The following is a 19971-nucleotide window of genomic DNA, read 5'->3' on the forward strand; positions in this document are numbered from 1 at the left end:
GCGCGGCCCAAGGGCAGGCATCCATTCAAGCCTGCCCCTGTTATTCACGCGGATAAACGTAGGTGTTTAGTGAGCCGCTGGCCCTTCGTACTGAGCAAGAATAGCGTTGGCCAGTTCTTCGTCGGTGGCGTTGAGTCCAGGGTTGTCCTGGCGGATCTGTTGCAACACCGCCTCCATGTAGACCCCGCGAATCGCGCCGTTACTGGCGACAAATGCAGACACGTCATCCCGGGCTGGAATTACCATTTTGTGATCTTTGAAGGTGGAATACAGCGAAGCGGAAACCCCTGCCGAGGTCGCGACATCCTTGCCGCTCACGGCCAGGGCTGACCCGATGGGCAGGCACAATATCAGAGAAGTAATGAGTAGCATGCGGCGCATGGCGTCGTCCTCCAACAGCGTAAAGCGAAAAGGAAGTAACACATTACTTAGGAGGTGCGGCGAGGCTCAGGAGTTCAATGCTGCGCGCATAACCGCCGAAATGGGCGGGTACGCCGCTGGTCTTAAACCAACGCCCGGATGGAAATAGGCTTAAATAACCACAGGATGGGGTCGATAACCTCTTCAGAGCTGCCTTTCGCTACGTCCACAAGGGGAACTACAAGTGTCCATAAAACTGCGTTTACTTCTCTTGATGGGGACTGGCCTGCTCACTGCGTTGATCATGAGCCTGGTCGGTTATGTGGGAAACGCTCAGATGGCCCGGGCCGTCAACGACAGCGAGGTCAGCACGGCGGCGCTGCGTAATCACCTTGAAGCCGACATGATGCACGACGCACTGCGCTCCGACGTGTTGTCGGCGATGCTGGTCGGGCTGGGTAAAAGCACCAGCACCAAGGCTGAGGTGCGCAGTTCCATCGAGGAACATGCGGCGCGTTTTCGCGAGGTGGTCGGGGAGAACCTCAAGCTGCCGGTCAACGACACCATCATGGCGGGCCTGAACAAGGTCAAGCCGAGCCTCGACACCTACATCAGCACAGCCGAACGCATCGTTGGGCTGGCGCTGGAAAATCCGGACGCGGCGCAGCAGCAGTTGGGCTCGTTCAACACCGTGTTCACGCAGCTGGAAGGCGATATGTCGGCGCTGAGCGAGCTGATCGAAACCAACACCCAACAGGCCAGCCAAGCCACTCAGCAAGCGATCAGCCGCGCCGACATTGCCCTCGGCAGCGTCCTCGTCGCCAGCCTGTTGCTCCTGCTGGCCCAGGGCCGCTGGGTGATCCTGAGCATCCTCGGCCCGTTGCGCTCGGCCAGCCGCATCGCTGACAGCATCGCTCACGGCAACCTGAGCGAAACGATCATCGAGCCGACCGGCCACGACGAAGCCAGTACGTTGATCCGCACACTGGCGACCATGCAACGCGATCTGCGCGGCATGATCGAGGTAGTGCGCAGCAACGCCCATGGCGTCAGCGGCATGAGCCAGCAATTGAGCAACGGCTGCCACGAAGTCGCCGGCAGCAGCCAGCAGCAAAGCGTCGCCGCCAGCACCATGGCCGCCGCTGCCAGCGAAATGACCGCCAGCATCGAGGAAATCACCCGTCATGCCGATCGTGCGCTGAACATGGCCAACCAGGCTGAAGAACTGGCCAAGGATGGCGGCCGGGTGATTCATCAGGTGGTCAACGACATGGACGGCATCGCGCGCTCGGCGCAACAGTCGGCCCAAGTGATCCGAACGCTGGACAAGGAATCCGAAGGGATTTTCAGCATCATCCAGGTGATCAAGGGCATCGCCGACCAGACCAACCTGCTGGCGCTCAACGCGGCGATCGAGGCCGCACGCGCCGGGGAACAGGGCCGCGGCTTTGCCGTGGTGGCCGACGAAGTTCGCAGCCTGGCGGGGCGCACCAGCGCCTCAACCCAGGAAATCGCCGCGATGGTCGCGCGCATCCAGCAAAGCACCCGCGAGGCCGTGACCAGCATGGAGGCCGGCGTGGCCCAGGTCGACAAAGGCATGGCGGTGACCGCCGATGTCGAGCGCGCCATTCGTGAAATCCTCGAAGCTACGCTGAACACCACGCAACTGGTCAACGACATCAGTCGCACCATCGGCGAACAGAGCCTGGCCAGCAACGAAATCGCCCATCAGGTGGAAATGATTGCCGGCATGTCCGAGGACAACAGCAAGGTGATCGGGCGCACGGCTACGACCACGGATGAGTTGTCGTCGCTGGCGGGGCAGTTGTCGCAGTCGGTGGATCGCTTCAGACTTTAAGAACTTTCCTTGTGGGCCATCGGGCTTAAGTGCTGTAGGGTCCGGTCGCCCCCAAGGAGAGTTGTAATGATTGATCTGGCCACCTGGAACCTGACGATCCCTGTCGGGACGCCTGCCAAAGTCATCGATACGCCGCGATTGGTGGATGGCTATACCGATTCATATTTTCGCTCCGGCGATAACCTTTTTTTCTGGGCGCCGGTTACCGGCTCCAGCACCTCAAAGTCCGAGTTCCCCCGCAGCGAACTGCGCGAAACCCTGAGCGACGGGACGTTGCGCAACTGGACTTATCCCGAAGCCGATCACCGACTCAAAGCCGTGTTGAAGGTCAATCAAGTACCTTCGACGGGCAGGATCGTGATTGGGCAAATCCATATCTACCAAGCCAAAGGCCCGCTGCTGAAAGTCGAATACCAGTACGACGCAGCCACGAAGAAAGGCAACGTGATTGCCAACTATCGGCTGAAACCGGGCAGTGAAGACATCACCATCGTGATTGCCCGGGACATTGCGCTGGGCAAGCCATTCTCTTACGAAGTTCGCTTCAGTTCGGCCGGTTATCTGAATGTCAGTTCCCAGGGGTATAGCTGGGGCAAGCAAATCAGTTCGAGCTGGAAGAACAAGCAGCTGTACTTCAAGGCCGGGGTGTATGCGCTGGACAATGCGGGTTACAAAAATGAAGGAGGGCAGGTGACGTTCAGTCAGCTGGATGTGGCGCATACCCGGCCCTGAGGGACGACTGAGGTGACTGGGCGGGCCTCTTCGCGAGCAGGCTCGCTCCCACATTAAATCTGTGGCGTGCACAAATCCCCTGTGGGAGCGAGCCTGCTCGCGAAGGCTTTAGATCAGACAACCATTAACCTACAGTCAGATACGGAAAGCCTGACGCCCAATCAACAGCCACTTCCCACCCTGTTTCTGCCAAATCTGAAAGTTCTCGATCTCGGTCGGCACCACTTCCGTGCCTTTCAGCGCCTGCGCCGAGAAGTGGTTGCGCACCAGCGCCGTATCGCCCAGCAGGGTGATGGTCTGCTTCTGCATCTCGAGGGTCTTGAATGCGCTTTTGCCGGTTTCGATATCGGCAATAAATTCTTTCTTGTCCTGGACCTTGCCGCTGGAGTGCCCATAGCTCAGCTTCTCGGCCGTGAGCTTTTGCAGTTCGGGAATGTCCTTGTGCAGCATGGCTTGGGTCAGGTGATCGACCGCTTGGGCCACGTCTTTCTCGGCGGTTGCGGGGGCGGCGGCTACGTAGCCGCTGAACAGGCACAGAAAACCGATCACTAATTTGGCTTTTTGCATGGGTGTTTCCTTGTTGTTGTGGGTGGTCGAGACTGATTGATTTGTCAGTCGTCGTACAACTTAGCAGATATTTTGCGGATAAGGCATAGCGTGTTTCGGGGTCTTATCGCCATTTGTCGGGCGCGAGGAACGGGCCTTCAGCTCGGTGCTTCCAAGGGGAAACAACCCGAGGAAGCCTGACCATGAACGACGAAGCGAAACGGGAAGCCTTGGCCACCTGGTACAAACTGCTGCGACACCCCGACATCCGCATGGACAGCGAAGAGCACTACGACGAACTGCTAAAAGCCGCCGATGAGATGGAACGCACCGGGTTGATCAACGCCGCCGAGTGGCGCGTGCTGGTGCGCGAGGCAGGGGTTGCCTTTGCCAATTCGATTCAAGGCGTCGGTGGTGGAACCTAGGAGGGGTGAGCCATGAGCAAATCGATTAGTGCCCGGGATCTGGGCATTGAACTGAAAAACGCTGATGAAAGCGCCTTGTTCAAATGGTTTGTGGCGAGTTTTTTGATGGGCAAGCGCATCCAGGCAGACATCGCCGCGCAGGCTTATCGCGTGATCGTTGAAAAGCACACGCGTGACACGGCGCGCAAATTGGCGGCGTGTACCCACCGCGAGCTGGTGATGATGCTCGGTGAAGCCCATTACGTGCGCTACGACGAAACAACTGCCGAACGTTTACGCGGTCTGGGCAAAAAACTCGGCGAGGAATACGCCGGCAAAATCGGCCACATCCACAGCGCCAGTGAAGATCGCCAGGCCTTCGAAAAACGCCTCGGCGAGTTCGAAGGCGTCGGGCCGAAAACCATCGAAATCTTTATGCGCGATGCGGCGGCGGTACTCTATTGAAACCGCTCTACATCGGCACCGCCGGCTGGAGCGTGCCACGGGAATATGCGGCGATGTTTCCCGACTCCGGCACGCATTTGCAACGCTATGCGGCGCCACTGACGGCGGTGGAAATCAACAGCTCGTTCTACCGCCCGCATCAGCCCCGGACCTATCTTCGCTGGGCGCAATCCGTGCCGGCGACGTTTCGGTTTTCGGTGAAGATGCCCAAGCTCATCACCCATGTTCAGCGCCTGCAGAACTGCGAAGCGCTGCTCGACGAGTTTCTGTCCCAATGCCTGCAATTGGGGGACAAGTTGGGCTGTTTGTTGATTCAATTGCCGCCCTCGCTGGCCTATGACCCAGCGCTGGCCGCCGAGTTTTTCCGCATCCTGCGCCAACGTTATCTCGGTTCCGCCGTGCTGGAACCTCGCCATGAAACCTGGCGCGCGGCCAGCGGTTTACTGATCGAGCACCGGATCGGGCGGGTCGCGGCCGATCCATCGACAATCACCGGTGGCACCACACCGGGCGGATGGTCCGGGGTGCGTTATTGGCGGCTGCATGGATCGCCGCGGATTTATTACAGTGACTACGACATGGGTCGATTGCAGGTGCTGGCGGAGAAGATTCAACTGTCGGCACAGGCGGGGGCCGAGACCTGGTGCATCTTCGATAACACCGCGAGCGGTTTTGCATTGGGGAATGCGCTGAGTTTGCGGGCGCTTTCAGGGCTCTGACTTTGAGGGTGCTTGTGCTGGCCTCTTCGCGAGCAAGCTCGCTCCCACAGTTGATCGCATTCCAATGTGAGAGGGCCTCAGCGACACCCACAAATCCCTGTGGGAGCGAGCTTGCTCGCGATGGCGGCCGTCCAGACACCGTTTATTCAAGGCGAACCAACAAACCCGTTCAAGTACTCGACCCGCTTTTGCGTCTGCTCCAGGAGGCAAGCCGTATGGATCGTGCCAAATCCACTGCCGCCAATTGATTCATACGTCTCGAAGTCGCAGCTGGCATCTCGTAAGGCAATCCAGGCCAGTTGGGCTTTTTTCAGAATCAGGTCCTGGGATGGGTGGTTTGTGGCTAAGCCATTGTCTTTGTACCGCGCAATTAAGGTTTTGTAGGCCGTATTCAATGCGTGGTCTGAGGCTTTGAGCTGTCGCTGCAGGCAATCGAACATCTGGCCTTCCGTGGCGGCAGTGGCGCAGGTGCTGCTGGCTTGTGCGGTTGTGCTGAGCGCGAGCAACAAGGCTGGTACGAGAATAAATGAGCGGTATAGGGGATGTTGTCTGTTACGGGCAATCGTAATTCGCTCAGCGTGGGTGTCCAGGGGGAGAAGTCCATCCATGGTTCATCGTTCTCAGGTGTAGGAGGGCGCCACTTTAACGTTCTGGTGCGAGGCTTGGCGAGAGGCTGAACTTAAGGTTTCTGGATGCTTGTGCTGGCCCCTTCGCGAGCAAGCCCGCTCCCACAGTTGATCGCATTCCCATGTAGGAGCGAGCCTGCTCGCGAAGGCGCCAACCGAGACCCACCTGAAATCTGCTGTGTACACAACTCCCCTGTGGGAGCGGGCTTGCTCGCGAAGAGGCCCGCCCAGACACCGCAAATCCAACAGCCCTCAGCCCCAAACCCGGACCACCAAGTCGCGAACAGACGCGCGGGTTTGCCATGTCGTGATATTCTTCGCCCCAACTTGCTTTGACCATTCAGTTCGCACGTCCCCGAGACGCGCAAACAGGATCAATGTCGCTCAAGTAGCTGAAGCCAATAATGATAAAAAGTCAGTTCAGTAGGGACATATAAACTGAGGTCGATGGAGACACGTCGGCCTTGTGTGCCCACCCTCCAATCCTGATGTACGGGAACCCGCGACATGCTGCCTGCATGCCGTGAACCAAGGGCCCTGGCGTTGGGAGGGAAGGGCGGATGGCGTTTTATCATAGGTGCTACAGATGCTTAAGAAACTCAACACGGCCCTGCTGGGGCTGGCTTTGTCGATGGGGATCACGTCCGTTCACGCGGAAGAGGCAAAGAAAGTCGATGTGCTGCTGATTGGCGGCGGCATCATGAGCGCGACCCTGGGTGTGTGGCTCAATGAGTTGCAACCGGACTGGTCCATGGAAATGGTCGAGCGCCTCGACGGCGTCGCCCAGGAAAGCTCCAACGGCTGGAACAACGCCGGTACTGGTCACTCCGCCCTGGCTGAGCTGAACTACACCCCGGAAGACGAGAACGGCAAAGTGTCGATCCCGAAAGCTGTTGAAATCAACGAAGCTTTCCAGATCTCCCGCCAGTTCTGGTCGTGGCAGGTTCAGCAAGGCGTCCTGAAGAACCCGCGTTCGTTCATCAACTCCACACCGCACATGAGCTTCGTGTGGGGCGATGACAACATCAAGTTCCTGAAAAAACGCTACGAAGCCCTGCAAGCGAGCCCGCTGTTCGCCGGCATGCAGTACTCCGAAGACCCGGCTGTGATCAAGAAGTGGGTTCCGCTGATGATGGAAGGGCGCGACCCGAACCAGAAAATCGCGGCCACCTGGACCCCGATCGGCACCGACGTGAACTTCGGCGAAATCACCCGCCAGTTCGTTGCGCACCTGCAAGCCACACCGAAGTTCGACTTGAAACTGTCTAGCGAAGTGCAAGACATCACCAAGAACGAAGACGGCACCTGGCGCGTCAGCTACAAAAACCTGAAAGACGGCACCAAAACCGAAACCGACGCCAAGTTCGTGTTCATCGGCGCGGGCGGCGGTGCACTGCACCTGCTGCAGAAGTCCGGCATTCCTGAAGCCAAGGAATACGCAGGCTTCCCGGTTGGCGGCTCGTTCCTCGTGACCGAAAACCCGACCATCGCCGAGCAACACCTGGCCAAGGCCTACGGCAAAGCTTCCGTTGGCGCACCGCCAATGTCGGTTCCGCACCTCGACACCCGTGTCCTGGACGGCAAGCGCGTCATCCTGTTTGGCCCATTCGCGACCTTCAGCACCAAGTTCCTCAAAGAAGGCTCGTACCTGGACCTGCTGACCAGCACCACCACCCACAACATCTGGCCGATGACCAAAGTCGGCATCAAGGAATACCCACTGGTTGAGTACCTTGCAGGCCAACTCATGCTGTCCGACGAAGACCGCATGAACGCCCTGAAAGAATACTTCCCGAACGCCAAAGCCGAAGACTGGCGTCTGTGGCAAGCCGGCCAACGCGTGCAAATCATCAAGCGTGATGAAGCTGCCGGTGGCGTGCTGAAGTTGGGTACCGAGATCGTAGCGTCGGCTGACGGTTCGATCGCTGGCCTGCTGGGCGCCTCCCCAGGCGCATCGACTGCTGCGCCGATCATGCTGACCGTGCTGCAAAAGGTCTTCAAGGATCAGGTTGCTTCCCCGGCCTGGCAGGAAAAGTTGCATCAGATCGTGCCAAGCTATGGCACTCAACTGAACAACGATCCAGCCAAAGTGGCTGAGGAGTGGGCTTACACTGCAAAAGTGTTGCAGCTGACTCCGCCACCGGCGATCCCGCAGTTGACCGCTCCGGCTGCTGCTCCGGCGCCTGCTGATGCTGGCAAGGCTCCGAAGGCTAATGCCGCTAGTGATATGGCTCTGTAACTAAAAGCCTTATCGGAAAAAGCCCACTGAACCGGCGACGGTCAGTGGGCTTTTTTGTGGCCGGGATTTGGCTCTCATGGGGCACTCGATATTTGAAGTCGACACGTAGCCTGTGGCGAGGGAGCTTGCAAGCTACCCGAACGGGTGCTAATCGCTCAGAAACGGTCATTTACAGCCCAGAAAAAAGTGAGCCCCAGGCGACTTTCGGCTATCTTGCTCGCCTCGAAATCGACTTGTATTCATGGAGGAAAAATTGCGGATTTACATTACAGGTGCTTCGTGTGCGGGCGTGACCACCTTGGGTCAAAACCTCGCAAGTCTGCTCGACATACGACATGTCGATGTCGATGATTTTTTCTGGATGCCCACGAACCCTCCTTTTACGACCAAGCGACCTGTCAGTGAACGCGTGTCACTGATGCAGCAAAAACTCGGTGACGAAAACTGGGTGCTGACCGGTTCTGCTATTGGTTGGGGAGATGCGCTGATTAGCCATGCCGATCTGATTGTTTTCGTTGTAACAGCAACGCCCGTTCGCCTTGAGCGGCTGGCCGCGCGAGAAAAACAGCGCTTTGGAGACCGCATAGCACCCGGTGGTGACATGCATGAGATACACGTGGCCTTTCGTGAATGGGCCTCGCAGTACGACAATCCGAACTTTTCAGGACGCAACCGAGCGTGGCATGAGGCGTGGTTATCAGGGCAAACCGCTCCGGTGTTACGGATTGACGGGATGAACAGTGCTGAAAAGATGGCTGCGGATGTCATTCATGCGGTGTCGCGAGAGTCGTAATAGCTAAGACCGTGATGTTTGCTTCACTGCCGATAAGGAAATCGCCATGTCGCCGAACAAGGCTTGCCCCCTCGTCCTGTCCAGTATTCCTGGCACGCACATACTTTTGTTCCGACATCCTCTAGCAGGCGTACAACTCGTCAAAGGGACAATCGAGGCAGGTGAAACACCTGCCCAGGCCGCATTGCGTGAGTTGGGTGAGGAGTCCGGAATAGACGCCGCCTCGGTCGTCAGCGATCTAGGCTGTTGGGACGCTGAGCATCTTAATCAGATATGGACATTTCAACTGTGTGACACGCAAGCACCGTTGCCGGAACAATGGACTCACCAAACGCAAGATGACCATGGTCATGCCTTCAGTTTTTTTTGGGCTCCGCTCGATGACTTGCCGTATACCGATTGTCATCCGGTCTTCAGTCGAGCATTACGGTACCTGACTACCCTGCTGGCAGCGCAGGGTTATGTATTGGCTCATGACAAAGCATAACTATGCCTGGTGGCAAACGGCGAAATGCTGATACTTGAGAGCCCGGTGCCGCTTTCGCGATGACGGTGAGTGCCATCTATTTGGAAGGAAATCTGTCATCACTCGCCTGTTGCATCGGCTGGCGAGTGAGAGAAACCTTTCAATAGCGAGTGAATGCTTATTGCCGATAGATGCGTTTCACGGTGGGCCGGTATCGACCCAACGCGGATGGTGGGAGCACATGCCAATCCGTAAACATCGCCTATCATCTAAACACCAAACGTTACTGTAAGGGGGGAGGATGAAATCGCGCCTTGTAAATGCCGTCGCGGTGATGTTCGCGGCCTTTAACGTGTATGCAGTTTCTATCATGGCCGAAGATTTCAGCGCCGAACAATTGGCTCATCGCACCGTTGAACGACGTGCTGTCGAAGCGGCGATCTGGGGCATGCCGATGGTCAGCGTCGATGCAATGCGCGAAGCTTTGTTCCGTGATGCTAAGGCCAATTACAACGACATCCTTTATTGGTCCAGGGCCTCCGACTGGAAATTCCAATTCACCACCCCAAATGCCTCAACACATTACGTTTATTTCAACTTCAATCTCAAGGACGGACCCGTCGTGCTGGACGTTCCTCCCACCGTTGGCGCTGGACTATTCGGTTCTTTGGTTGATGCTTGGGAAGTCCCCGTCTCGGACGTTGGTCCTGCTGGCGATGACAAAGGGAAGGGCGGTAAATACGTACTCGTCCCGCCAGGCTTTAAGCAGACTATTCCTGCCGGTTATTTTCCAATCCAGTTTGAAACGGTAAATGGTTACGCATTGCTACGCGCCATTCCAGCCAGTGCTTCCGAAGCGGATCAGGTCAAGGCCATCGATTTGGTGAAGCAGCTTCATCTCTATCCGTTATCTCAGGCATCAAATCCACCCAAGCAAACATACATCGATATGTCGGGCAAGCTCTTGGACGGAGTCGTGGCGTTCGATGACTCGTTTTATCAGCGCCTGGCGCGGATGGTGAATGAAGAGCCGATTATGCCTCGTGATCTGGCCATGATGGGCCAGCTTCGGTCGTTGGGGATAGAGAAGGGCAAGACCTTCATGCCGAACGAAGAAACCAGGGCGATATTGAAAAGGGCCGCTGATGAAGTGCATCAAGGCTTCAAACTCGCCTCGCTTTCGGGAGAGCCTTGGTGGCCCGGCACGCAATGGAGGCTGCCGGAGAGTGTCGGACCCAAAACCGGCTTCAGATTTCAGACTGACGATGCGCTATTTGTAGACGAACGCGGAATGATCTTTTTCTTGGCTTTTGCGGCCCCCAAAAAGCTCGGTGCCGCCACCTTTTATGTTGTAGGAGGGCACGATTCCGAGGGGCAACTGTTGCAAGGAGGTAAGACATACCGATTGCATGTGCCTGCTAATGTACCTGCCAAACAATACTGGGCAGTCACCGCGTATGACTTGGACACGGCCATGCTGATCCGTGAGATGCCTAGTCCCGGTCTCGACTCCTACAACCAGAAGATGCATCGCAACACCGACGGTTCCGTCGACATTTACTTTGGGCCCAAAGCGCCAGTTGGAAAGGAAGAAAACTGGATCCCCACTAAACCGGGAGCAGACTGGTTCACGATGTTCCGCTTCTACGGCCCAGACAGGGCGCTTTTTGATAAGAGCTGGAAAATGCTCGATATCGAAACCGTCAAATGACGGCCCTTTCTACAGCAGCGCGACTGGCCGCTTTTGGCCGATCGATACCCGCCAGGAAGGGCAGCAGTCGACCCATAGCTGACTGTCGTTTGGGCGAACGCTGAGGGGATTGGTATTCCTGGCAGTAATGCAATGTATAAATTTAATGAATTTTTATTATCGCTGTTTATGACCTAAGTTAATTCAAGGACATGGAGAACCGCCTTGAAAACATTAGCACTCAACTCAGCTGAAAAGTTTGATAACACACGGGCCAATGAGTACGGACGACAGAGCCGTATCGCATTGGCAGGTTATGACGCCTGTCAGGACTTGGCGGCGTGCATGCTCGCGGCAAGCCTTGGCAATATGGGATCGGCAAAAATTCTGGTAGTCGGCGCTGGCGGTACGGCGCAGGAGATCATTGCGATGGCCAGGCTTGAGCCGGGCTGGCGCTTCACCGCTGTTGATCCATCTGGACCGATGCTTGAAACCGCGAAACAGCAGTTAGCCGTAAACAACGTGCTAGAAAGAACGGACCTGCATCTTGGGCACGTAGAAGACTTGGCGGCAGAAGAGTCCTACGACGCAGCCACTTTGATCGGTGTACTCCATCATCTCGATGGGGATGATGCCAAAGGACAAATTTTACGATCCATCCGGGCACGTCTGAAACCGGGGGCACCGCTGATTGTCGCAGGCAATCAATATGCCTATGCCAGCCAGCCGTTACTCCTCGCTGCGTGGGGGCAACGCTGGCGGCAGCACGGCGCCAGCCCGGATGAAGTTAAAGTCAAACTTGGGAAAATTCTTCAAGGCGCTGACCCTCCACATTCTGAGGCAGCGGTTCAAAAGCTTTTGCTTGACGCGGGTTTCGGGGACGCTACCCGTTTTTTCAGCAGCTTGTTCTGGGGTGCTTGGTTGACGTGTAAAAAAGGCTGAGTAGAGATATGAAAGGCACCTATTGGCCGAAAACAGTCCTTAGGAACTGCGGGCGCCGGACAAGCATGCGGGTACCACTATGGCCAAGCTACTTCGCAATGATCAGATTCGGTCCGTTGTTCCCAGCGTTCCCAACGGCAGTGTCGACCTGAACCACTCGAGCCCCTCTGACTGCTCACTTTGGTGAAGCATCATCTGCCCCGCAAGCTCCTTTGGCGTGGCCGGGTTGAGCCATTCCCTTGTTCCAAGGCTGATGGCTTATCCTCCGCGTTGAGTGAGAGCAAGGCTGGATAAGTGCAAAGCGGGCTTGCGCTGGTTCCGCGCTTTCATTGCTCGATGGGTTGATTGTATTGATCCTGGATGCGCTCCAGCTCGCCCGAGTGGCGCAGTTGCTCTAGGGCGTGGGCCCAGGAGGCTACCAGTTCGTCGTCACAGTCGCGGCTGAAGGCGATATACAGCGATGAGCGATAGAGCTCGATGGGAATCTGCCGCAGCGTGCCGCGGGCGATGTTCAACTGGCGGCTGTAGTAAGCCACCCCTGCATCGGTGTCGCCTATGATGATATCGGTGCGCCCGGCTAGCAGCATGCGATAGAGCTGCAGGCTCTCGGTTGCAGTTTTTTCGAGGTTGTTGAAGCCCCGCGACTGCAGAGTCTCGGGTATCAGGCCGGCATGTCTTGTCGTAATTTTTGGGGCGTGCAGTAGCTGCTCCAAGGAATTCACCGGCTGCTGCGCATTGGCTAACTGATAGGGGTGAATGGACTCTTCCACGATCGGTCCGACCCACTTGTATAACGGTTCACGCTCTGCCGTGCGAAATAGTGAATACATGATGGTCTTGGGTCGGGTCTTCAATGCACGGGCGCTTCGCATACTGGGCAGCAGCACCACCTCAAAGTCATCCCCGGTCAGCGCCATTATGCCTCGAACGATCTCCGTGGCCATGCCGGTGAGCTGATTGTTCTCTTGGTAGTTGTACGGCGCCCACTCTTCAGTAACGACCTGATACTGCTCGGCCCTGACGGGAGTGCCAAGTAATAGGCAGAGCAGCGCGGCAGTAAGTGTCGAATGTTTCACGTGTTCTGCCTGGTGGGCTCTGCGGTGATCAAGGGTGGATCTGACTAAAAGGACGTAATTAGTATAGACCCTGACACACGTCAAACGCCTGATGCAGTCCCGTATACCGTCACCACGGCGATTGATACATACGAACCAGTACGCATGGCGCAGGTTTCTCAAGAGCGTTTAGAGGATTGCCTCTTATCGGTATCGGTTGGGACACGTAGTGACCGTCCGGTTCTGGCCGATTTTTGCCCGTCACCGCAGGTCGCTTTGCGTCTCCAACTATTAACCGCTCAGTAGTCGATCGAGCAACCTAGTCGTCCGGTTCACCCATAAACCCGAGCTGCCCTAACGCCAGATTTCTCCTTCACCCAACCAAATCAAAACAAACAAGCCAACTCCAATCAACGCCCAGCCATCGGACCGCCTGGACGCTTCACATCGCGCTCCCGACCTACCGCGCCAGAACCCACAATCCGACTCGATTGAGGCAACCGCGGCGTCCGCAGTAACAGACTGATGTCCTCTGCGCTGACCGCTCTGCTGAAAAAGTGGCCCTGAATTTCATCGCAGCCGTTTTCACGCAGGAAGGTTTGCTGTTCTTCGGTTTCGACGCCTTCTGCAATGACTTTCAGGTTCAGTTTGTGCCCCAGCGAGATCACTGCGGTGGCGATGGCTTTGTCGTTCTCGTTGTCGGGCAGATCGCGTACGAAAGACTGGTCGATCTTGAGTCTCGCGATCGGGAAGCTTTTCAAGGCGGCGAGGCTGGAGTAGCCGGTTCCGAAGTCGTCGATCGAGAGACTGATGCCCATTGATTGCAGTTCTTTCATTTTGCTGATGGCTTGCTGAAGGTCTTGCATGATCAGACTTTCGGTCAGCTCCAGCTCAAGGTACATCGGGTCCAGCCCGGTTTCTTGCAAGGCATGCCTCACCCGGTCGATCAGGTTCCTTTCGATGAACTGGCGTGCGGAAATATTCACCGACATGGTAATCGGCGGGCAACCCGCATCCTGCCAAGCCTTGTTCTGCCTGCACGCGGCATGAATCACCCAGTCTCCGATCGGCACGATCAACCCGGTCTCTTCGGCCTGCGGAATGAATTTGATTGGAGAGACCATTCCGAGTTCGGGGTGCTGCCAGCGGATCAGTGCCTCTACGCCGATAATCTGACCTGACTGCAAATCCACCTGCGGCTGGTACAGCAGCAGGAACTCGTTGTGGTTGAGCGCGTTTCGAAGCCCGTCTTGCATGGCGAGCTTGCCTTGAACCTTGTTGTTCATCTCACTCGTATAGAACTGGTAACTGTTGCGCCCCAACTCCTTGGCCCGGTACATGGCCGCGTCCGCGTTGCTGAGTAACGTGTCGGTATCGTTGCCGTCGGCAGGGTAGGTGGCCAGGCCCATGCTGCAGGTGACGTGGAGTGTATGTCCGCTGATTTGAATCGGCCGCAGGATGGCTTCCTGGATTTTGTGCAGGGCGGGAGTCACGCCGTCGATGTCCGAGGGCTGGTCGAACAGGATGATCACAAACTCGTCGCCACCCAGGCGCACAACGGTGTCGGTGCGGCGTACACACTCCAGCATGCGCTGGGCGACGGTTTTCAGCAGTTCGTCGCCAGCACTGTGCCCGAGGCTGTCATTCACCAGTTTGAATTTATCCAGATCGAGAAACACCACCGTCACCAGGCGGTTATAGCGTTGAGCGTAAAGAATTGCCTGCTTGAGGCGGTCTTCGAGCAGCGTGCGATTCGGCAGTCCGGTCAGTGCGTCATGGTCGCCCATGTAGCGAATACGCTTTTCGGTCAGCTGGCGTTCTATGGCGATGCCGGCAAGAGGTGTTGCCATGTTGATCAATCGCGTCTCGCTCGAGCGAGGGCTGCGTACGGTGTTGGAATACAAGGCAAACGTACCCAAGACATTTCGCTCGTGAGACAGAATCGGCGTCGACCAGCAGGCGCGAAACCCATAGGACGCCGCGACTGAACGGTACTCCTCCCACAGCGGATCCAGCTCGATATCCGTGACGATGACCGGTTCTCGTCGATAGACCGCAGTGCCGCATGAACCGACCTTCGGACCGATCGCAATCCCGTCGATGAGTTGGTTATAGGCCTGCGGCAAACTGGGCGCCGCCCCGTGCAGAAGGTGCTTGCCATCCTCATCCAGCACCAGGATCGACACCATCATCCCTTCCAGTTGGGATTCGACCAAATGAGCCAGACTGTCGAGGACTTCTGCTAGCTCGGTGCTCCTGGCGATCAGCTCCAGGACATGTCCTTGTCCGGCGCGGATAATGGCTTCTTGCTCTAATCGACCGTTTTGCACGGCGAGCCGCTTTGTGGCGATGCTCAATTGGACGGTTCTTTTTTCCAGCTGAAGGCGGTCTTGAAGGAATTGATTCACCGCGCGAGCCATGTTGCCGATCTCGTCCTTCCCATGTACCGCCATCATCAAATGCGTTTCGTCCGTGTGCTCCTGACGCAATTGCCGGCTGATTTCATTCAGGCGCATGAGCACATGACGGCCCATGAAAACCCGGGTCACGAACCAGGCGAACACCAGGCTGGCGCCCAGCATGATCAGCACCCATTGCTGGCTATGATTTGAGGCCTCAACCAGGCGCTGCACGGCCTCGCGATAGTCTTCGGTGTAAGCACTGGATTGCGCACGGGCCACCGCGACCAGAACCCCGGCCTCATTCTTCAGTTCCTCATTGAAGCGCTGTATGACGTTTTGCTGATTGATGAGATTCAGGCGAAGGGTGAAGAGATCGGGCGTCTCCAGATCAGCGTCAGGTAACTTGCCTGCCGTGCGTGCCAAGCGCTCATATTGGATTCGCAGCCGTTGCACGTCATCACTGTCGGCAGCCTGCGGCAGATCGAAAAGCAACACCGCCAGTTCCAGGCTGGCCCGCGTCTGGGCCGCGGTTAACCGGGCGGTGTGTTCCTCAACGGTTTGCTCGAAGGTGACCTCTGTTTGCAGCAGGCTTTCCCGCAGTTGCGCAACGATGTTGGCGGTATTGCGGAACATCTGACTCGACTGATACATGTCCAGTATCGCCACGCCACTGTTCGCGGCAGTCAGTTGCTGCACCAGTTGATCAAGGGCTTCAAGCTGATCAACGGTTGCCGCATAGCTTGAACGCAGGGCGTCGGGGGAGCGGGTTGTCAAAAGCTGATCGGTCTGGCGTTCGATCAGCAAGGTGCGCTGCAGCATGTCTTGCCCATTTTGCATGCGGACCAGTCGTTCATCTGTCAGTTGGCGGGTGGCGTTGTTTGAAGTGCGCAACGCGTAGACCGCCGTTGCACCGCCCGCCAGGATCAGCAGCGCCAGCGTCAGAAACGCCAGTGTGAACTGCGCGCGAAGCGATTGTGGCAAAAGCCAGCGTACGAGTCGGGAAGTAACGTCCAATGTCATGGATTCCACTGGTGGCGATAGATGTCTCGATAGCCATTGTCTGGGTCGTACTGGAATTTCTTCCCGCCGTCGAAGGCGATATTGTCGGCATTGACCAAGTGAATCGGCGCGACGAAACCGCTCACCGGCTGACCTGCAAACAGCCGGTTTAATTCATCCATCACTTGCCAGCCATGCAGGTTGAGCGGCTCGGCGACGGTGACGGTCTGGTAGGTTTTCGCCTGTATGCGCAAAAAAGCCGAAGCGCTGCCATCACCGGCAGACAACAGACTGATCCCGTCACTGGGTATTGCGGCGTTGGTCAAAGAGGCAATCGAGTAGTCGAAATAGATATCGTTGATGGCCAGTGCGTGGGTCCAGCGCTTGCCATAGCGCTGCAGCAGCTCCTTGGTGATCGCCGGCATCTTCTCGCTACTTTCGGAGATCGCGACATCGCGCACTTCCAGCAACGTACATTCCCGACAGCCCCGAATGACGTTTTCCATGGCCTTGGCTTTCGCCATGGCGATGCTGTATTTGGAGTCGGTCAGGATGACCACGCCGGCGCGCCCGTTTGATTGTGCGACTGCTGCCATGGCGGTGAGGCGCGCCACTTCGAGCGGGTCGGTCGTGACGTTCATGGCCACCGGCGTACCGTCAATCGGCCCGGGGCGTGCCCCAACGTGCCAGCCAACCACCGGCACATCATTTTTGGCGAAGCGCATCAGCGCCGCATTGTTCTCAAGGGCATCGGAGCCGCACAGGATGAGGCCGTCGGGTTTCGCTGCCAGGGCATCGGAAAAGGCCTTCGCGCGCCCGGCCGATGATCCCGCGCCATCGAATATCTTCAGCGTCCAGCCCATCGCCTTGGCTGCCTCGCGAGCTCCCTGCGCGACACCGACAATTCCACCGTTACGCAAATCTTCTGCGACAAACGCGATGCTCTTGCCTCGCAGGACTTGTGGACCGGATTCAGGGCCGCTCCAGCGAACGGCTTCGAGGGTGGCTCTGGCGACGATTTCCTGCGCCTGGATCACCGTAACCGTGGCGTTTTCGACCCGTGCTGCGATTGGCAGGTTCTGGGCGTATCCGGACGCTGCCGTGAACAGACAGAAAACCGGAATTGAAGCCATCCAGCGTAGCCAGGCCTTGATCAGACTGGTTCGATCACCGTATGTGATGCTGGGTCTAGAGCCGATAGCGCAATCATAGTCCGGCATGGCGTCCCTTTTTGCCAAGAAAGCAGCGTTCTCTATTCAAAAGAATAGTCGGTTCTGCTGTCTTCAGGTCTTTGTGGGCAAGTGCGCGAACTTTAGTCCTGAAGATTCAGGACATGGGGCAGGGTCCATGGCACAAAACAAGGGACGAGGGCCAACTGCATCGTTGACTACATTGAGTGGTTTTACAAGGCTTGCGACTTTGCACAAGCAACAGGCAAAAAAGGACGTGAGAGGCCGAACATTCGCCTGAAAACAGTCACGGGCGTGCTCATTACTCGGCGTACATCAGCTCCAGGCTCTCGATCCACGCATCCGAGGCGTTGAATTTTGCGTAGTACTGCTGTCTTTCCGAACGACTCAATCGAGTGAAAAAGGGCAGAAAGTAACTGTCGTTGTAATACCCCTGAGCACCTTGCATCGCACCGCCCCACCAGGCGGGGTCATAACCCTCAAACGCTATCCACGGCGGTGGCACGGCTAACCTCATTTCCTGAAGACTGCTCAGTAAATCGATGCTATTCGTCACCATACGAATCGTCGTGGCGTTAAATTCCGAGTTCGATTTGAAGTAGATCAGGTACTCGTCTTTTCGAGTATTTGAATAGCGCTTTACGGGCAGGCCATTGAATGGCTTTTCAGCGACGAAACTGAAATCCGATTCGACAAGCGCCTCAAGTCCGGCAAAGTCAGCGTCCGCGATTAAAAAAACACAGTAGTAGGCTGGAATGTCGAGACTCGCCAAAGACACCACCTGCGAAAAATCAGGTAACGGACGGGCAGGGGGAGGCAACGGCTGAGTAAAAACTGACTTCAACTCGGAAAGGGAGTAACCGACGATCTGCTCTTCCGGGCTACGCCTGACGAAGGATTTGATACGTTTGAAAATGCTCATTTGCGGTCCTTGATCCTTCATTTTTTTCTACAAGCTTCAACGTCGTCCTGAGTTGTTAAATTTGTTTTTATTCCGAGTCGGTATTTGCAGTAGTCAACTATTTTTTCTCTTTGTTCTTCAGTAAGAGATTCGATTTTTCGGATTTCACCGTCATTTGCATGGATGTTATAAAACTTGATCTGGAATGTCGGCGTCTTCTTGAAAAACCAGGTTGATTCTACATCTCCGTCTTCCAGCGCGTTGTAATAGCCAATATTTAGGATCAGCAGTAACGCCAACAGAAAGACAAATGAAAGTATTTTGATATTCACTTTTTCCACATTCGGTGCTGGCAGCGGAAGAAAATTGTTTTTAACAGATATTTCATACTGATTTCATCCCGATATTTTCATGTGTAAAAGAGGGGTTTTTATGATCTTAGTGCAAAAGCGCTTTAAAAATAAATCTATAAAAACAAGTCCCTCCCTTTTGTTGTGAAGAATACCCACTGGTTGAGTACCTTGCTGGCCAACTTATGCTGTCCGACGAAGACCGCATGAACGCCCTGAAAGAATACTTCCCGAATGCCAAAGCTGAAGACTGGCGCCTGTGGCAAGCCGGCCAACGCGTGCAAATCATCAAGCGTGATGAAGCTGCTGGTGGTGTGCTGAAGTTGGGTACCGAGATCGTAGCTTCGGCTGACGGTTCGATCGCTGGCCTGCTGGGCGCCTCCCCAGGTGCCTCGACCGCTGCGCCGATCATGCTGACCTTGCTGCAAAAGGTCTTCAAGGATCAGGTTGCTTCCCCGGCCTGGCAGGAAAAGTTGCATCAGATCGTGCCAAGCTATGGCACTCAACTGAACAACGATCCAGCCAAAGTGGCTGAAGAGTGGGCTCACACTGCAAAAGTGTTGCAGCTGACTCCGCCTCCGGCGATCCCGCAGTTGACGGCCCCGGCCCCTGCGGATGCTGGTAAAGCTCCAAAGGCTAATGCCGCTAGTGATATGGCTCTGTAACTATAAGCCTTATCTGAAAAAGTCCACTGAGCCGGTGATGGTCAGTGGGCTTTTTGTGGGCGAGAATTACAACGTATAAGTCGCTATTACGGAACTGCAGATGTTTCATAGTTGGCTAGCTGACGTCGAGGCTGAATAGGTTTTCTAGCATGCTTTTTTCGAGGAGTCTCTAGTAAAGTATTGGGATGTGCAGATTGAGAAAAACGCGTTAAATCAAATAGATACATTCCCAGCCTATTTTATTTTCGTAAGCAAGCTTCTTAATTGAGCCAGATTTTATCCCCAATAGTCTCTATCTACCTGATTTTCATTATGTGAAGGCATTTCGCCATCCAATTGTTGCTGCTAGTATTGGCTAAGAGAAAGTACGTGTTATGAACAAATGTTTTCCAAACCCTTGGTGTGGCTTTTAAGGCTGGTGAGTGGAAATGAATATTCATATGAAAACTCAAATATATGGGTTTTTTCGACAAGCTTTTAAGCAAAGCCGGTGTCAGGTCGTAAATTTAGATAATCTGAAAATAGTACAGGGTTAGTGTTAAAAGCAGCATCGACTGGAATCCGGTGTA

At 55.8% G+C, this 19971-nt stretch carries 18 protein-coding genes and 2 pseudogenes; 12 read left to right on the plus strand and 8 right to left on the minus strand.

Annotation, left to right across the window (positions count from 1 at the left end; genetic code table 11):
• Positions 1-66 precede the first annotated feature (66 nt).
• Positions 67-381 carry a DUF2388 domain-containing protein gene (locus ACIOYV_RS00395; protein WP_054055228.1) on the minus strand — a complete coding sequence of 105 codons (315 nt, stop codon included), beginning with the start codon at positions 379-381 and terminating at the stop codon, positions 67-69.
• Between the two features lie 223 nt (positions 382-604).
• Here ACIOYV_RS00395 and ACIOYV_RS00400 point away from each other — a divergent pair.
• The 3 genes and pseudogenes from ACIOYV_RS00400 to ACIOYV_RS00410 form a co-directional block, all read left to right on the plus strand.
• A pseudogene (locus tag ACIOYV_RS00400) lies at positions 605-1360 on the plus strand (MCP four helix bundle domain-containing protein); the annotation flags it as partial.
• Positions 1361-1492: 132 nt separating this feature from the next.
• Positions 1493-2218, plus strand: a complete 726-nt coding sequence (locus tag ACIOYV_RS00405) for a methyl-accepting chemotaxis protein (protein ID WP_401322515.1) — start codon at positions 1493-1495, stop codon at positions 2216-2218.
• Positions 2219-2284: 66 nt separating this feature from the next.
• Positions 2285-2950, plus strand: coding sequence for a polysaccharide lyase family 7 protein (locus ACIOYV_RS00410; protein ID WP_054055232.1), 666 nt, complete (start codon positions 2285-2287; stop codon positions 2948-2950).
• 135 nt (positions 2951-3085) lie between these two features.
• Here the strand turns inward: ACIOYV_RS00410 and ACIOYV_RS00415 are convergent, their stop codons facing one another.
• Entirely contained in the window at positions 3086-3517 is a 432-nt protein-coding gene (locus ACIOYV_RS00415; protein WP_163913887.1) for a nuclear transport factor 2 family protein, read from the minus strand.
• A 182-nt stretch (positions 3518-3699) separates the two neighbouring features.
• On the opposite strand from ACIOYV_RS00415, the gene ACIOYV_RS00420 reads away from it, so the two are divergent.
• From ACIOYV_RS00420 to ACIOYV_RS00430, 3 genes are read left to right on the plus strand one after another with little or no spacing between them, the layout of a single operon-like run.
• Complete coding sequence (locus ACIOYV_RS00420) at positions 3700-3921, plus strand: hypothetical protein (protein WP_163913889.1); 222 nt, start codon at positions 3700-3702, stop codon at positions 3919-3921.
• 12 nt (positions 3922-3933) lie between these two features.
• The gene (locus ACIOYV_RS00425; protein ID WP_401319855.1) at positions 3934-4365 is read left to right on the plus strand and encodes a DNA methylase; all 432 of its coding nucleotides are present in this window, start codon (positions 3934-3936) and stop codon (positions 4363-4365) included.
• Positions 4366-4418: 53 nt separating this feature from the next.
• Entirely contained in the window at positions 4419-5084 is a 666-nt protein-coding gene (locus ACIOYV_RS00430; RefSeq protein WP_401322518.1) for a DUF72 domain-containing protein, read from the plus strand.
• A 146-nt stretch (positions 5085-5230) separates the two neighbouring features.
• Here the strand turns inward: ACIOYV_RS00430 and ACIOYV_RS00435 are convergent, their stop codons facing one another.
• On the minus strand, positions 5231-5692 hold the full coding sequence (locus ACIOYV_RS00435; RefSeq protein WP_401319857.1) for a lysozyme inhibitor LprI family protein: 462 nt from the start codon (positions 5690-5692) through the stop codon (positions 5231-5233).
• Positions 5693-6296: 604 nt separating this feature from the next.
• Between ACIOYV_RS00435 and mqo the strand changes: the two genes are divergently transcribed.
• The 5 genes from mqo to ACIOYV_RS00460 all read left to right on the plus strand — a co-directional run bounded on the left by mqo (position 6297) and on the right by ACIOYV_RS00460 (position 11840).
• A complete protein-coding gene (mqo, locus tag ACIOYV_RS00440; protein WP_401319859.1) occupies positions 6297-7949 on the plus strand; it encodes a malate dehydrogenase (quinone) in 1653 nt (550 codons plus the stop codon).
• Positions 7950-8202: 253 nt separating this feature from the next.
• Entirely contained in the window at positions 8203-8742 is a 540-nt protein-coding gene (locus ACIOYV_RS00445; RefSeq protein ID WP_401322520.1) for an adenylate kinase, read from the plus strand.
• A gap of 46 nt (positions 8743-8788) precedes the next feature.
• Positions 8789-9229 (plus strand): NUDIX domain-containing protein, encoded by a 441-nt coding sequence (locus ACIOYV_RS00450; protein ID WP_401319861.1) that lies wholly within the window; start codon positions 8789-8791, stop codon positions 9227-9229.
• 280 nt (positions 9230-9509) lie between these two features.
• A complete protein-coding gene (locus tag ACIOYV_RS00455) occupies positions 9510-10919 on the plus strand; it encodes a DUF1254 domain-containing protein (RefSeq protein WP_401319862.1) in 1410 nt (469 codons plus the stop codon).
• 204 nt (positions 10920-11123) lie between these two features.
• Positions 11124-11840 (plus strand): class I SAM-dependent methyltransferase, encoded by a 717-nt coding sequence (locus ACIOYV_RS00460; protein WP_401319865.1) that lies wholly within the window; start codon positions 11124-11126, stop codon positions 11838-11840.
• A 326-nt stretch (positions 11841-12166) separates the two neighbouring features.
• On the opposite strand, the gene ACIOYV_RS00465 is transcribed toward ACIOYV_RS00460, so the two are convergent.
• The 5 genes from ACIOYV_RS00465 to ACIOYV_RS00485 all read right to left on the minus strand — a co-directional run bounded on the left by ACIOYV_RS00465 (position 12167) and on the right by ACIOYV_RS00485 (position 18713).
• Positions 12167-12916 carry a substrate-binding periplasmic protein gene (locus ACIOYV_RS00465; RefSeq protein ID WP_401319867.1) on the minus strand — a complete coding sequence of 250 codons (750 nt, stop codon included), beginning with the start codon at positions 12914-12916 and terminating at the stop codon, positions 12167-12169.
• Positions 12917-13305: 389 nt separating this feature from the next.
• Entirely contained in the window at positions 13306-16326 is a 3021-nt protein-coding gene (locus ACIOYV_RS00470) for an EAL domain-containing protein (RefSeq protein WP_401319870.1), read from the minus strand.
• A complete protein-coding gene (locus tag ACIOYV_RS00475; RefSeq protein WP_401322523.1) occupies positions 16314-17333 on the minus strand; it encodes a substrate-binding domain-containing protein in 1020 nt (339 codons plus the stop codon). Before ACIOYV_RS00475 ends, ACIOYV_RS00470 begins: the two co-directional genes overlap by 13 nt.
• 454 nt (positions 17334-17787) lie before the next feature.
• On the minus strand, positions 17788-18408 hold the full coding sequence (locus ACIOYV_RS00480) for a hypothetical protein (RefSeq protein WP_401319871.1): 621 nt from the start codon (positions 18406-18408) through the stop codon (positions 17788-17790).
• 17 nt (positions 18409-18425) lie between these two features.
• Positions 18426-18713, minus strand: coding sequence for a hypothetical protein (locus ACIOYV_RS00485; protein WP_401322526.1), 288 nt, complete (start codon positions 18711-18713; stop codon positions 18426-18428).
• A 170-nt stretch (positions 18714-18883) separates the two neighbouring features.
• Here ACIOYV_RS00485 and ACIOYV_RS00490 point away from each other — a divergent pair.
• Positions 18884-19402 (plus strand): annotated as a pseudogene (locus ACIOYV_RS00490) (malate:quinone oxidoreductase); the annotation flags it as partial.
• Positions 19403-19971: the final 569 nt, after the last annotated feature.

This window comes from Pseudomonas sp. NPDC087342 (assembly GCF_044744265.1).
Classification (GTDB): Bacteria; Pseudomonadota; Gammaproteobacteria; order Pseudomonadales; family Pseudomonadaceae; genus Aquipseudomonas; species Aquipseudomonas nunensis.

Excerpts from the sequence above, each read along its gene's own strand:
- ACIOYV_RS00395 (WP_054055228.1), bottom strand. The coding sequence starts at position 381 with ATGCGCCGCATGCTACTCATTACTTCTCTGATATTGTGCCTGCCCATC.
- ACIOYV_RS00405 (WP_401322515.1), top strand. The coding sequence starts at position 1,493 with ATGGCCGCCGCTGCCAGCGAAATGACCGCCAGCATCGAGGAAATCACC.
- ACIOYV_RS00410 (WP_054055232.1), top strand. The coding sequence starts at position 2,285 with ATGATTGATCTGGCCACCTGGAACCTGACGATCCCTGTCGGGACGCCT.
- ACIOYV_RS00415 (WP_163913887.1), bottom strand. The coding sequence starts at position 3,517 with ATGCAAAAAGCCAAATTAGTGATCGGTTTTCTGTGCCTGTTCAGCGGC.
- ACIOYV_RS00420 (WP_163913889.1), top strand. The coding sequence starts at position 3,700 with ATGAACGACGAAGCGAAACGGGAAGCCTTGGCCACCTGGTACAAACTG.
- ACIOYV_RS00425 (WP_401319855.1), top strand. The coding sequence starts at position 3,934 with ATGAGCAAATCGATTAGTGCCCGGGATCTGGGCATTGAACTGAAAAAC.
- ACIOYV_RS00430 (WP_401322518.1), top strand. The coding sequence starts at position 4,419 with ATGTTTCCCGACTCCGGCACGCATTTGCAACGCTATGCGGCGCCACTG.
- ACIOYV_RS00435 (WP_401319857.1), bottom strand. The coding sequence starts at position 5,692 with ATGGATGGACTTCTCCCCCTGGACACCCACGCTGAGCGAATTACGATT.
- mqo (WP_401319859.1), top strand. The coding sequence starts at position 6,297 with ATGCTTAAGAAACTCAACACGGCCCTGCTGGGGCTGGCTTTGTCGATG.
- ACIOYV_RS00450 (WP_401319861.1), top strand. The coding sequence starts at position 8,789 with ATGTCGCCGAACAAGGCTTGCCCCCTCGTCCTGTCCAGTATTCCTGGC.
- ACIOYV_RS00455 (WP_401319862.1), top strand. The coding sequence starts at position 9,510 with ATGAAATCGCGCCTTGTAAATGCCGTCGCGGTGATGTTCGCGGCCTTT.
- ACIOYV_RS00480 (WP_401319871.1), bottom strand. The coding sequence starts at position 18,408 with ATGAGCATTTTCAAACGTATCAAATCCTTCGTCAGGCGTAGCCCGGAA.